Source organism: Dyella jiangningensis (assembly GCF_003264855.1).
Taxonomy (GTDB): Bacteria; Pseudomonadota; Gammaproteobacteria; order Xanthomonadales; family Rhodanobacteraceae; genus Dyella; species Dyella jiangningensis_C.
In genome coordinates, this window is sequence record NZ_NFZS01000004.1 from 290,530 (window position 1) to 304,455 (window position 13,926).

7 protein-coding genes are annotated in these 13,926 nt (G+C 61.6%); 2 read left to right on the forward strand and 5 right to left on the reverse strand.

The annotated features are described in order from the left end of the window. Positions 1-25 precede the first annotated feature (25 nt). The 3 genes from CA260_RS13935 to CA260_RS13945 form a co-directional block, all read right to left on the reverse strand. Positions 26-910 carry an RHS repeat domain-containing protein gene (locus CA260_RS13935; protein ID WP_111983674.1) on the reverse strand — a complete coding sequence of 295 codons (885 nt, stop codon included), beginning with the start codon at positions 908-910 and terminating at the stop codon, positions 26-28. A gap of 11 nt (positions 911-921) precedes the next feature. After that, positions 922-6,870: a hypothetical protein gene (locus tag CA260_RS13940; RefSeq protein WP_146745354.1), complete on the reverse strand. Its 5,949-nt coding sequence runs from the start codon at positions 6,868-6,870 to the stop codon at positions 922-924. Positions 6,871-7,057: 187 nt separating this feature from the next. Continuing rightward, positions 7,058-7,363, reverse strand: coding sequence for a HigA family addiction module antitoxin (locus tag CA260_RS13945; RefSeq protein WP_172461847.1), 306 nt, complete (start codon positions 7,361-7,363; stop codon positions 7,058-7,060). Between the two features lie 900 nt (positions 7,364-8,263). On the opposite strand from CA260_RS13945, the gene CA260_RS13950 reads away from it, so the two are divergent. Next, positions 8,264-8,716: a hypothetical protein gene (locus CA260_RS13950; protein WP_111983677.1), complete on the forward strand. Its 453-nt coding sequence runs from the start codon at positions 8,264-8,266 to the stop codon at positions 8,714-8,716. Positions 8,717-8,994: 278 nt separating this feature from the next. Here the strand turns inward: CA260_RS13950 and CA260_RS13955 are convergent, their stop codons facing one another. Together CA260_RS13955 and CA260_RS13960 are read right to left on the reverse strand one after the other, a co-directional pair. After that, a complete protein-coding gene (locus CA260_RS13955; protein WP_111983678.1) occupies positions 8,995-10,587 on the reverse strand; it encodes a hypothetical protein in 1,593 nt (530 codons plus the stop codon). Between the two features lies 1 nt (position 10,588). Then, the gene (locus CA260_RS13960) at positions 10,589-11,038 is read right to left on the reverse strand and encodes a DUF3574 domain-containing protein (RefSeq protein WP_111983679.1); all 450 of its coding nucleotides are present in this window, start codon (positions 11,036-11,038) and stop codon (positions 10,589-10,591) included. A 330-nt stretch (positions 11,039-11,368) separates the two neighbouring features. Here CA260_RS13960 and CA260_RS13965 point away from each other — a divergent pair, with 330 nt between their 5' ends. After that, positions 11,369-13,822, forward strand: coding sequence for a TonB-dependent receptor plug domain-containing protein (locus CA260_RS13965; RefSeq protein ID WP_111983680.1), 2,454 nt, complete (start codon positions 11,369-11,371; stop codon positions 13,820-13,822). The last annotated feature ends 104 nt before the right edge of the window (positions 13,823-13,926 follow it).

Sequence of the window (13,926 nt, forward strand, 5' to 3'; positions counted from 1 at the left end):
GATCGTAGACCATCATATGGCCTACTCAATTTTGCCCGCTTTCATGGATATGTCCCTGATGATCCTCTCCAACTTTCGGATCATCGAAATGTTCGGGTTTTCCACCAATGGCGTTGGTTTTTTCCATTACGGCCGGACCGAAATTCTCACGCGAATTTGATTGTTGTTCAAAGGCTTTCTGCAGAGATTGAACGGCCTTAGATTGCCCTTGACCACGAACAGTCTTTCCGTTGACTGTGTCTATATCAACGGCCTTCCCGCCGGCGTGGCGACTTGTCGGCGCATGCTGCCCGCCGGTCGTACTGTTGATATTTACAGAGGAAACACCAGAAGCAATCACCGCGGCCTCTACCATCTTTGCCGTTTCAGTACTGACGGGTTGAGCGGGAGAGGCCCCTTTGGGATTATCGTTATGGAAAGTAATTGTTGGCCCGTTAGGCCCTGCTGGATGTGCATCGATTGTCGACATCTTGCAGTCTTTGTCGACGCAAGTCGACTCCCCTGTCGGATCTGTCTTTAACGTTGGGTTGTCGTCAGCATAGGCAAATCTATTGAAGCTATAGAGCTCGCCACTTTTAACCTTTTTTGGGTCAACCGAAAGGAAGCGCCCGATGGCTGCATCATAGTAGCGAGCCTGCATGTAAACGAGCGCCGTATCCGCATCGTTAACATGCCCAGTATATCCTGGCCCATTTTTTGGGGTCCCCAGAGCCTGCGATCCATAAGGCTTGTAATCAAAGGTCGCCACTACATTGCCGCTCGTATCAGCTTCAGCCAGCGGCGTACCTTGTGGGTCGGTGTACATATAGGTAACTGTACCGGCGAGAGCTCTTTCGCTAGCACTTATCGCAAGCAAAATCAGCAACGCACGGCTCAGCCGGTCTCCTACAGCCTTCATCCAGAATTCCATGTCCCCGCCCCTCAATTGATCGGACCAGGTGGATCGGTATTGGTAATGTTCGGCGCATTAGTAGTCGCCGAGCATCCGGACGCGTTGCATGCTTGCGCGCCCCACTGGATGGACTGCGTCGCACCAGGGATAGGAATGGTCACCGTCGTCACCGACGTGCTGGTGTAGACGATGGTGTTCCCGTTATCGAGGTTCTTTCGAATGACGTTGTACGACGTCGCCGTAGCTGAACTTGCCCACGTGATGTAGTACTGCTGCCCATGCACGTATGAAGGTGCCTGGACCCAGGCTGGCGCAGGCGGTGGCAACAGGACCGTTATCGTTGTGGTTCCACTCCACGGGCCACATCCACTGGCGTTGCAAGCTTGCACGCGGTACCCATAGCTCGCATTGCCGCGACCGCCAGTCGACCAAGCGGTTGCGCCGTTGGCTTGAACGGTTGCCCAACCACCACCGTTCACGCTTTCTTGTAGCGTGTACGACGCGCCGTCAGTGACGGCATTCCAGCTGACCGTGTAGCTGCCGTTCGTGCTGTTGGAAGGGACGCTCGGCGATGGTGCACTGGCCGGCGGCAGGAGCACGGCGACAGTCGCCGTGGCGCTGGCCGCACTGCAGCCGCTGGCGTTACAGGCGGTTACGAAATACTGGTAATTTCCACTCGTTTTGCCGCTCACCGACCAACTCGTAGCGCCAGTACTTTGGGCTACCCCCCATCCGCCCCCGGGATTGAGCTGCCAAAGCTGGTAGTAAGTCGCTGTGGCATTACTGCTCCAGCTAATGCCATAGCTGCCCGTGGTGTTGCTACCTGGCGCGCTGATACTCGGTGCGGGGCTCGGTGGGAGCAGGACGGTGGTGCTGCTTACGCCGCTCCAGCCGCTGCAGCCGCCGGCGTTGCAGGCCTGGACGCGATAACCATAGGTGCCGTTGCCCCTGCCCGAGGCGCCCCAGCTGGTGGCGGAATTGGACTGCACGGTGCTCCAGTTTCCGCCGACTTGTTCCTGCAGGTTGTAATACGTGGCGCCAGTAACGGCGGTCCAGCTCACCGTATAGCTTCCCGTCGTGCTTCCGCTTGGCGTGCTTAGCGTCGGGGCGCCAGGTGGAATGGTCACGGTGACTGCAGAGCTCGTCGTGTATTGCGTACTGCAACCATTCGTATTGCAGGCTTTCACCCGGAACGTATAGCTGCCTGTAGTGCTCGCGCTGAAGGACGTGCTGATCGCAGAGCCCGTGTAGATGGCGGCCCACGCTTGTCCATTGATGCTTTGCTCGAGCGTATAGCTTGTTGCATACGCACTGGCCGCCCAGCTCACCGTGAGCGGGCCATTGCTGGTCGCAGGCACAGAGATCGTCGCTGGCGCCAGCGGTATGTGCCTGACCGAAACCGTGTTTGAAATGACGAACAAGCTGCAGTCGCTGGATTTGCACGCTTGTACCCGATAGGTGTAGTCGCCGTCGGGCGGATTGCTGAGCAAATAGCTCGTGCCAGAGCCACTGTATGCCGGTGCCCAGCCGCCATTGCTTACGTTCTGCTGCAACGTGTAGCTCGTGGCGCCACTCGATCCAGCCCATGTAACGGAGATGCTCGTCAGGTCTCCCGCGAGCGTCGCGGTAAGCGATGCAGGTTGCGGCGGCGCATTCGGTGAAGCTGGGACAATGTAGGTGCCGCTGTTGGTGAGTGCGGGGTTGCCGTTGCCTACGGGCGAAATACCGTAGACATAGATATTCTGTCCAACATATTGGCTTCGATTGGCTGCGGTAAGCGGAATACTGAAGCGGAAGCTCCCTGCCCCCACGCCACAGGCTGACGCGACCGCAGCTTCGCTCGATTGGTTGGCTAGATAGCGACCGAGTGCTACACCCGTGCCCGCAGGGCCGCCGACATACAGATCCACATTTATCGATGAGGTCAGGCCCGAGGAGCACGCCCACCCAGTGACCGTGGCGTTGTTCGATCCATCAATGTTGACACCGTCGATGTTGCCGCGAACCATGGTGTTATATGCCTCATTTCGCGCGATCAGCTTCTTGCCCAAATAGATGTAGGCAGTCGTCTTGGTCGTGGCAGCATCAAACTGATAGAGGAACTGTCCTGCGTCCGTATAGAAGTAGTACACGGAGCCTTGCCCGCCGGTTGGAGTCCGTACGACTCGTCGACCGGAGGCGTCGTAGCCGTAAGTGTCATAACCAGGGATGTCCAGCAGCTGGTTCTTCTCGTCAAAATGCAACGTGGCGCCGTTTCTGTTAGAAACATTGCCCTTGTTGTCGTACTGGAGCGTCACGACCGGGCTCGATCCCTGAGAGATATTCGCTAACCGGTTGGTGGCGTCGTAGTTATAGGTGTAGGTCTGCCCAGCGGTGAGGCGTGTGCGAAGGTTGTTGATGGGATCGTAGGTGTAGGTCTCCGTGCCCCACATGCCTGGGGCTTGCGCATTGGTTAGACGATTAAGGCCGTCATAGCCGAAGGATTTGCTGCGCACGCCTCCCGCTAGATCATTGATTGATCCAATGTTTCCGTTTCCGTCGTAGGAGATATCCTCGCTGATGTTGAGCGCACTGCCCTTCGCGTAAGTGAAATTACTGAGCAGCTGGCGTGCATTCTTCTGTGCCAGATACTCCGCGCCGTTACCGTAAACGAAGTGCTGGATATCGCCATCCGGGAAGTAACTGACATTGGTGGCGTAGCCGCCCGCCTGCGTCGGACGGCCCAGAGCGTCAGGCGCATAGTCCACCACGGTGCCATCCGGATAGCTAACCGTGCGCGTGGAACCATAGGCATCATGTGTGTAGCGGATGACGCTGCTGCCATTGCCATTCACAGCCAGCGTTTCGGATTTCAATTGCCCCAACTTGTTGCGATCTGCAATCCAGGTCGTGATGCCCGAGTCAGCCTGTTGGAGCTGGCCAGTGGCGAAATAGTGGTACGTGGTGCTCTGCGTGCCAGCCGGGGGAAGAATGGTCCATAGCCGGTTCAGTTGATCGTAGTTGCGAACGGTCTTGGCGGCGTCGGCAACCTGATCACGACCGCATACTGAACTTCCTCCATTGATCGTCAGCCCTGATGCGATCCATTTGACGTTGTTGGCGCCGTCGTAGTCGGTGACTTCGCTTCCGCTCTCTGGCTCAATCGTGCGGCACAGGCGATGGAAGCTGTCGTAGACCAGTGTCTTGGTCACGCTATCGCTTTCCGTGCCATACAGGCCCGATTGCGTGATCGATAGCGGATTCCCGTACACGTCGCGAACGATCGTCTGTGTCACGCCCTCAGGTGCCGCCACCTGGATGACCGCGTCCTCACTCGGCTGATCGAAAACCTGGAAGGTGCGCGTGGTGACATATTGTTTGGGGTCGGTGATCCGTGTGCGCGCCCCGGACAAATGCTCCATCGTTGTTGTCAATGTGCCCAGCTCTGAGGCCTGTTGGACCTGAGTCACCCGTCCAAGAATGTCGTAGACGCTACTGGTCCCTGACGAAATTGCGCCAAGGTCTGGCTGGCCGCCAACGGCATAGGAGGCATATGTTTTTTGGCCGCGCCAGTCGTAATCGCTCCGGACATTGCTATGCGAACTGCCGTCGCCGTTGATGGAGCTGTCGACCAAGACGGGACGCAACATGGCGTCAAAGTACGTCACCGTCGTTGCATTGCCCTTGGACATCGTGCGTCGCCAATGGCCGGCGCCCACGCCGCGTTCTGCACCCGTCACATAGTCATAGGTGTAGACCTTTGGATACCACGCAACCTCATCCCCGGCAGGGTAATCAATCCGCGTCATCCTTCCCAAAGCGTCGTAGCCGTACTTGGTAACGGCACCGAGCTGATCAGTCACCTGGATGATTCGGCCCATGTCATCAACTTCCAGTCGCTGACGGGAAGTGTCCTGGTAGATGATGTCTCTGGGGATGCCTCCCTTGTAGTCGCCAAGGGTTGTCGTGTAGCTATTGCCGTCTGTGAAGCTTGCCAACAGACCTTGCCCATTGAACGCATAGCTCTTTACCAGCTGACCGAAGCGCCAACGCTGGGACAGCGTGACCTTGGTCAGGTCATAGACGTCCTTGTTGACCGTCTCGCCGGTGGTGAGGTTGTCCAGCTGGGTGCGGAGCCCAATAACCCAGTGAGGCAAGTCGTTCAAGTAGGTGATTTGCTCTTCGACAGCCGTCTGTCCCGCAATGCTGTTGGAGCGCATGATCTTGGTCGGCTGTGCGAACGCATCGAACGCTTCAGCAAGCCAGGTATAGCTATCTCCGTCCTGGACAGTCGTGGTCGATCGCGTCGGGCGAATGCGGCCGACCATGGGGTTCTTGTAGGACGGCAGTACAGAAAGCCCCGCATTCTCCGGGAACGGTTGGGCAGCCATTTCGCTGTCGTCGACGTAGGTAGTGCTGACCGTTTTGACCGCCGCCCCGGAAGCGGTGTCGTATTCGGTCTGTAGCAGACGGCCCTCGTTGCGCGCGTACTGCACGCCAAAGGCGTACTTGGTGATTTCGTCAGGTCCGGTGACGGTGACCGTCTTGGACACACTGCAAGCCGAACACGTACCTTGAGGGACATAGCTTTCAGCACCCGACGGCCATGGCCCCGGCACCGAAGGCGTGAAGTAGCTACCAGCGACCGAACCGTAATCGTAGGCCCAGTTGAGCGTGCTCAGTCCGGCGCCTGTGACCTGTTTCGACTGCAATGCGAAGTTATCGAAGAACGCATCCACGTCGGGATAGAAGTGGTACGAATTTCCGTCGATGCACGACAAGGGTATGTAGTTGCGGTAATGCCTCATGTAGGTGAAATGGAACACACCCATGGCGCCAGAGGGCGCGCCCACGCCGTAGACGAAGTCGCCTGTATTGGGATCCATCTCCATCTGGCAATGGGTGTTCGGCGGCACGTAGTCGTCCGGGAACCCGCCCTTGACCGTTATCATCGAGCCGGAGATGGTGGAGTAATTCCACTGTGATGCATCTGGCTGCCTGACGGTGCTCAGCGCTCCTGCCGTGTAGTAGTAATTCCACACTCCTGCCGCGCTCGTTACCGACGAAATGGTGCTCCCCGACCATCCGATGGTGATGGCTCGGCCATCGCTTGCGTCAATGCGCGTGAGCTGGTCTCCGCTGTAGGTGTAGGTCACCCAGTTGCCGAAGCGATCTTCAATGCGCGTCGCGAGCAGATATACCCTCGACCGCGTGACGAGCTGATTTTTGCCGAGTTTGAGGGTTGGGGCCGCGCGAGTCACGCCCCAGTTGAATGTGTAGCGCACGCCTGACGGCGTGATCGCAACGAATCCCTGGCCCGGGTAGCCGTTGGCCGTGCTGGCCGAACAGCCCAAACGAACAAATCCCTTGGTCACCCATGGATAGGAGTTGCCGTCCGCGATGGCGGGAAGCTTCGCCTCGGTATTCTTCAACAGCTCGTCATCGGCAATGCCCGGAATATGGAGATGGTTTCCATCCCAGATAACAGAGGCATCGGGCTTGTAGGTCAGGTTGCTGACGCGAACGTAGGGCAATCGTTGATTGGTGCAGCGCGCAGTGTCGGGCGAATCGTTGTTGTCGATGACCCAGCCGTTTTGCTGTGTGAAAGTGCCCTCGATATAGGGAACGTCCACGTCCCAGTCGCCTAGTCCACCGATATTGCCCGGAGTCTTTCGCCGGTCCTCAATGATGAGTCTTCGGCGAAATTCCACGGGCAAGCCGCCATTACCAGGCACGCTCACATCAACAACATTGAACTCTGTCGAGCCGTTGTACAGGCTCACCTTGTCCCCGAAGAGGTCGCTCTTTAGCGGTGTAATTTCCTCGGCGGCACGAAGTTTCTTGCCGAATTCTTCGTATGGTTCTACGCCGCTGTCGGTCTGGGCGTGCGCCACGGTGACCGCAAAGATCACCGCCAAAGCAGCAAAAATACGAGAAAGCCCGGAAAGATACGCCACGCCCTGGCATGCCGGACGGCATCCCTGCACAAGCTCCTTCACATTGTCCCCCTGTTCCACACATTGCGTGTGGCTGTCGCATTTTCTAGCGAGGCCAGGGTTTCACGTCAAGGACCTACATCGTAAGAACTATGCGCCTCGTGGGAGGGTACTAGCCGCCCTGGGGGCGAGAGGGGATCCCAACTCGCGGCGCCCTTGATAATTTTGCCCAAATCGTCTGCGCCAATATCTAGCGACGCGATGAAGTAATGCGTTGCGCCTCGCGAGCCAGGTCGTGGCGCGCCTGCAGCACCAGCCAGTAGAGCGGAGACGTATCGAGCACAAGGGCGAGGCGTATCGCTTGGCGGGGAGTCATCGGTCGGGCGTCGGTGAGGATTTCCCTGAGGTGCAATGCCCGGATGCCGGTGCGGCGGGCGAGTTGCTGGGGATTCGCGGTTGCCGGGAGCATGTAGTCGAGCAGCAGCACATCGCCGGGGGAGCGCAGGCGCTGCGCAGGGTCCACGTCCATGCGTGGCGTGAGTTGGATGAGTTCCATGGCTTCGCTTCCTTGTCGGGCACGACTGCAGAACGGGCGGGCGCTTGCAGCCTTCCGTGTCAGTGCATGCCTAGTAGCGGCGTCAGTGAACGCCTGGGTGCGGCGCATCGCCATGCCGGCCGATGCGCCGCGATGGCGATCATCGGACGCGTGGTGGGTTCACTCGTGGCTCGTGACCGAGCAGGCGGGCGTATTGCTGGAGGCAGTGGATCGCGGTGCCCAGGCTGGCCGTGACGGCCGTGGGAAGCGGCCATTCCAGTGGTCTGCCGGGGAGTCCCCGCGCTCGCGCCTGGCGGCGTTGTTCGCTGTCATGACGCAGGCGCGCGAGGGCGAGCACCGCCAGAGCGATGTCACCGCGAGTGCAGGAACGCAGGGTTTGGGGCCATGCCACACGCGTGTGTGGCGGGTCGCCGGATGGAGGAGTGAGGGTGCCGTCAGGGGGAACGGACGGGCGAATGCGTACCGTATGATCGCGGGTAGCCATAATCAACTGTCTCGAGTTGGTGATGGTTAGCGGGTCGTGGGTGTTCCACCACCCATGGCCCGCGCCTCATGACTTGTCTTCATGGTCATTCGCGAAGCCCTACGAGAAGACGGCGCGAATGACGGCCTGACCCTAACAAGCAGGGTGGGCATCGTCTGTCAGGGATGGGCGAGATGGGTGTCCGTCCGGGCGAGGATGGGCGTGAGGGCGGCGGGCCGAAAGCATGTCGGCGCCCATCCGATAGGAACGGGGCGCGCCCAAGTCCTTGATTCCATGCATGACCGACATCGTACCCCGGTTCCGGCAGGCCCGCCGACTCCTGCGACCTGCGAGGAAGGCGATGGGAGGCATTTTCCGATATCCAAAGCCCCTCGCGGTGTGGAGAATACGCCCCAATTCTCCGAGGGGGCGGAACCATGGACCATAGCGACGCGACGGCAAACCCCGTGGCGCAATTGCTTGTCGTGACGCGCAGTCTGGTGGAACTCACCGACCGTGCGATGTCGGACAGCGAACTTTCTCGAGCCGCGGCCGACGTGCTGGTGTTCGCCGCGCGCCAGGCGGCGCGACTGGTGGAGGATCTGGTGAGCGTTCGCTCGCACGATGCGATGCGCGCACGCGACTTCGTGCAATCCACCAGCAGCGCGGATCTCGACCGCGCCTATACCGACCTGGAGTGCCTGGCCGAAGCGGCGGGCATGATCCGCGCGCATGGCATCGGTTCGCAGTACCGCGCCCACCTGGCGTACCTGATGCGCTACGCAGCGGAATCGGCATGCACGGCGCTGGAACGCGCCGAGCGCAGCATGACCCGCGCCGAAGCCTTGTCAGGCATGGCGACCACCCCGGCAACAGCGCTGCACATCTGACCGAGATGCGCGTGACTCACGCGCGTCTTGCGGCATGAACGTCGAAACGTGGTGCATTAGGGAAGCCGGCCATCCTGCGAGCGACTGCCGCTCGGCGTGACCACCACGCCCGTGCCACGGCGCGCAGTTTATGGATGAGGGGTGCTCGGCACCTCACCGGATGATGGCAGACACAAGGCCCAGGCAAGTGTCGGCTCATCATCGCGGCGAGGCCGGCGCATTGTGGTTACCGACCCCTACCCCAACCATGAGACGACTCTCAATTCCGGCCTGCGCCCTCACGCAGTATCGGATTGTGTGAACCGTGTGGCCGTTGTAAGCAGCACCAGCACCATGGCAAGCACTGCATAGGCCCCGGCGAACTGCCACGCGAGCAGCCGCGATGCGTCATCGAGCAGCCATGGCAGGTAGATGCCGCCACTGAGCTGCACCGAGTGGATGATGCCGAACAGGCTCAGCGCACCGCCAAGCAGCAGGATCCACGCGGCACGCAGTGGCTTTCCGTCGATCATCGCGACGACGAAGCTCGCCCAGATCATCGAGGTGATGATGAAGCCGTTGCCCAGCACGGTGATCACCGCCAGCTCCGAAAATCCGTGCGCGCGATCGGTGAACAAGGCCTGCAGGCGATCGCCCGGCACATAGGTCGGATCGCTCAGCTTGATCGTCACCATGCGCGCGATCGCGGGAAAGAAACTGAAGACTACCGCTGCCGCGTAGCGTGTCGGCGTTGCCTCGAACGCCTGTACCGTGATGCCGATGGCGACGAAGACGAGGATGGGTGCGAGCACGGAAAGCGGCACCAGTTCCACGATGTTGGACAAGTAACCGAACACACCGCCGAGCCCGATGACCAGGCCTGTCAACAAGGTATAGCCACTGCGCGCGCCCATCGCCTTGTACGACGGCTGGCCGATGTAAGGCGTGGTCTGCGCGACGCCGCCGCAAAAGCCCGCCACCAGCGTGGCCAGGGCCTCCACCAGCAGGATGTCGCGCGTGCGGTAATCATCGCCCGCGGCGCGCGCACTCTCGGTCACATTGATGCCACCCACCACCATCAGCAGGCCGAACGGCAGGATCAACGGCAGGTACGGTACGGCAGCGGCCATCCCGTTCATCCACTGCAGCGTCGGCAGCGGCAAGGCAAAGCGCCATTGCCACGCCACCGGCGGCGTGTATCCGGTGCCCAGCCACCCCAACGGGCCCAGTACGTAATAGAGCAGCGCGGCCACCACGAACGCCACCAGCACGCCGGGCAATCCCAGTGGCATGCGTGCGCGCGCCACCAGCGCATAGAGCACGACGCCGAGGCCGGCGAAACCGACGATCGGCAGCTTGAGGATCTCCACCAGCGGAAGGAAACCCATCAGCACGAGCGCGATGCCGGCGATCGAACCGAGCAGACCGGCACGTGGCACATGACGCTGCACCATGCCGCCAAAGAACGACAGCACGAACTTCAGCACACCCATGATCACCAGCGAGGCCATGCCGAGCTGCCAGGTCGCCACGCCCGCGGCGTGTTGGTCCAGGCCCGATTGCTTGAAGTGGAGGAAGGCCGGGCCAAGCACCAGCAGGGCGAGGCCGATGCTGGTGGGCGCATCCAGGCCCAGCGGCATCGCGGTGACGTCTTCACGCCCTGTGCGCTGCGCCAATCGCCGCGCCATGGCGGTATACGCCAGGTTGCCCACCAGCACGCCGAAGGTGGTGCCGGGAAACATCCGCAGGAAGACGATATCGGGCGGCATGCCAAAGATGCCGATCAAGGCTGCGGCGAGGAATGCCATGATCGACAGGTTGTCGACCACCAGGCCAAGGAAGCCGTTGAGGTCACCGGAAGAAATCCAGTGCGGTCGCGTCGTCGTGTTCATCTCAGAACGATACCTCGGCCGGCTGCGTCACGCGCAGCACCGACTGGTCACCCGTCTTCTTTTTCCACGCGGCGCGGATGGCTTCGACCTTGGCGCGATTGGCCACCGTGTCCGGATAGTCGATCAACAGGAGCTTGGAGCGCAGCCGCTCGGGCGACAGCTGCCCCTTGCCCTGCCACTGGCCATAGACGTCGACCACGCTGAGCCCATCGGGGAAACGGGGCGTCACCTCGGCGTCCAGGAAGCCGCGCCAACCCTGCTCGCTTATTCCGCTCGAAGCATCGTCCGCCAGGCCCAAACCGAAATACAGCCTGGTCTCCACCCAACCTTGCGTCTGCGCGGGATGCGCCGCATCGCCCTGCAACGTGGAGGAAGCAACGGGCGCGGTGGTAGCACAGCCCGAGGCGAGGCCAAGCAGCAACACCGTCGAGGCGAATCGCAGATAACGCATGGTTATGTCCTTATGTTCGTTTGGACATCCAGACGGATAGACGCCGATGAATGTCTTCGCAAAGTATTGACAACAGAACTTGCGCAATGCAACAAATAATTGCCGGTCGCGTTGCGATCCAGGCCCACTGCCAGTCGTACCGGGGAAAGGCTTGCCTGAGATGAAGCTCGACGCTTTCGATCATTCGATATCGATGCATGGCTCCCCCGTGCGCCGATGTTGCGGGTGTTGATGCTCCACCCTCGCTAGCCTTTCCCCTCTTTTCAAAAACCCCAGGCCGCCCTGGCCCATGGCACAGGGCGATGGCCCGTTGCGCCCGAGGAATCCACGATGCCCAGCCACACGAGGCCATTGCGCCGCCGACTTCTCCCCGCGCTGATTGCCACGCTGGCAACGACGGCGGTCCATGCACAGGCGCAGGACGACGCCAGCCAGGCAAGGACGCTCGACCAGGTGGTGGTCACCGGTGTTCGCGCCAGCCATCGCACCGCGCTGGAATCGCCAGTGCCGGTCGACGTGCTCACGCAGGAGGACCTCCGTGCCGCCGGCGCGGTCAATGGCGAGCTGGGCCAGGCGCTGGCCACCCTGCTGCCCTCGTTCAACTTTCCGCGCCAGTCGAACTCGGGCGGCTCGGACCACGTGCGCGCGGCGCAGCTGCGCGGCCTCTCGCCGGACCAGGTGCTGGTGCTGGTGAACGGCAAGCGCTTCCACACCTCCGCGCTGGTCAACACCGACACCAAGATCGGCCGCGGCACCACGCCGGTGGATTTCAATGCCATCCCGATCAGCGCGATCAAACGCGTGGAGGTGCTGCGTGATGGCGCGGGTGCGCAGTACGGCTCCGACGCGATCGCGGGCGTGGTCAACATCATCCTCGATGACGCGCCACAAGGCGGCGAAGTGGCGGTCACGGGCGGCGCGTACCACACGCACTTCCGTCCGAACGACCGCGACATCACCGACGGCGATACCGGTTACGCCGCCGCCAAATGGGGAACGCGCCTGGCGGGCACCGGCTTCTTCCGCTTCGGCCTGGAGGCCAACAATCACGGCTCCACCAATCGCGCCGGCTACGACACCGTGCCGGACTGGCTGGCCGATCCCACGCCGGCCAACCTCGCCTTGCGTGGGCACCGCAATTACGCAGCGGGCGACCCCAAGGCGGAGAGCTACAACGGCTGGCTCAACAGCGAGCTGCCGCTCGGCGGCAACGCCACGCTGTATTGGTTCGGTACGTATACGCAGCGCCACAGCATCGGCGACAACTACTTCCGCTACCCCGACAGCAGCGCGAACGTCACGTCGATCTATCCGGACGGCTTCCTGCCGCAGTCGATCGGCACCGACCGCGACGTGCAGACGGCCGCTGGCGTACGCGGGCTGCTGGGCGACTGGCGCTACGACGGCAGCCTCAACTGGGGCAGCAACGCCTTTGGCTACGACCTGCGCGACTCGCTCAACGCTTCGCTCGGCCCCGACAGCCCGACGTCGTTCCATATCGGCAGCTATCGCTTCAACCAGGGCAGCGTCAACGGTGATTTCAGCCGCGACTTCGGTGTTGGTTCGCGGGTGGCGACGCTGGCCGTCGGCGTCGAATACCGCCATGAGAATTTCCGTACCTTGCCGGGCGACGTCGCCTCGTACATCGCCGGCCCGTATATCGACGCACCGGTCGGTGCGCAGGCGGGCGGCGGCCTGCAACCGCAGGATGCCGCGAACCTCTCGCGGGATGTGGGCGCCGCCTATGCGGAAGTCTCCAGCGACGTGACCGAGCACCTCTTCGTCGACGCCGCCGCCCGCTATGAGCATTACAGCGATTTCGGCGGCAACTGGAGCGGCAAGCTGAGCGGCCGCTGGGAGTTCGCACCGGGCTACGCATTGCGCGCGGCCTACTCCAACAATTTCCGCGCGCCTTCGCTGAGCCAGATTGGCTATGAGGCCACCAGCACCGGCTACGGCGCGGACGGCAAGCTGGTCACCGGGCGCATTCTTTCGGTGAACAACCCGATCGCGCAGGGCCTGGGGGCGCAATCGCTGCGTCCGGAGAAATCACGCAACGCCAGCCTCGGCCTCACCGGCCAGATCGACGAGCACTTCGACTTCAGCCTCGACGCGTACCAGATCGACATCGACCATCGCGTCACGCTCTCGGAAACCATCGACAGCCCGGGCCTGGAGGATTACATCCTGCAGCACTTCGGCGTGCCCGGCGTGCAAAGCGTGGCGTTCTTCACCAACGCGGTGGACACGCGCACGCGTGGCGTCGAACTGGTGGGCAACTACCGCACGCCGCTGGCCGGCGGCGGTTTGCTGCTGACGCTGGCCTACAGTCACAACCACACCGACATCCGCCAGGTGCTGGCGACGCCGGAAGCCCTGGCGGCCACCGGCGCCGGCAACGTGCTGTTCGGCGTGGAAGAGCAGAACACGCTCACCGATGCGGCGCCACGCCAGCGCGGTTCGTTCACCGCGAACTGGAACAGCACGCGCTGGAACCTGCTGGGTCGCGTCACGCGGCAAGGCTCGGTCACGCGCGTCTTCGACTTCGGCGGTGGCTACGTACCCACACAGACCTATGCCGCGCGATGGCAGCTCGATGCCGAAGCGGAGTTCAAGTTCACCCCGCGGCTCAGCGTCGCCGTGGGTGGCTACAACCTCACCAACCAGTACCCCACGCGGTCCAACAGCGACATCAACTATGCGGGCAATTTCCCCTACGACGTGATCTCGCCGATCGGCATCAACGGCGCCTACTGGTACGGGCGGGTGCGCTACACGTTCTGAACCTGACCGGGCACGGCTGCCCTCTCAGGCCATGGGACGGCAGACAGGCAGGATACGGGACATCCCCCGCCCACTCGGCGAGAATGTCCCCATGAGCGAAACCG

Coding starts and splice junctions, on each gene's coding strand:
- CA260_RS13935 (WP_111983674.1), bottom strand. CDS start 910: ATGGAATTCTGGATGAAGGCTGTAGGAGACCGGCTGAGCCGTGCGTTG.
- CA260_RS13945 (WP_172461847.1), bottom strand. CDS start 7,363: ATGGAACTCATCCAACTCACGCCACGCATGGACGTGGACCCTGCGCAG.
- CA260_RS13950 (WP_111983677.1), top strand. CDS start 8,264: ATGGACCATAGCGACGCGACGGCAAACCCCGTGGCGCAATTGCTTGTC.
- CA260_RS13955 (WP_111983678.1), bottom strand. CDS start 10,587: ATGAACACGACGACGCGACCGCACTGGATTTCTTCCGGTGACCTCAAC.
- CA260_RS13960 (WP_111983679.1), bottom strand. CDS start 11,038: ATGCGTTATCTGCGATTCGCCTCGACGGTGTTGCTGCTTGGCCTCGCC.
- CA260_RS13965 (WP_111983680.1), top strand. CDS start 11,369: ATGCCCAGCCACACGAGGCCATTGCGCCGCCGACTTCTCCCCGCGCTG.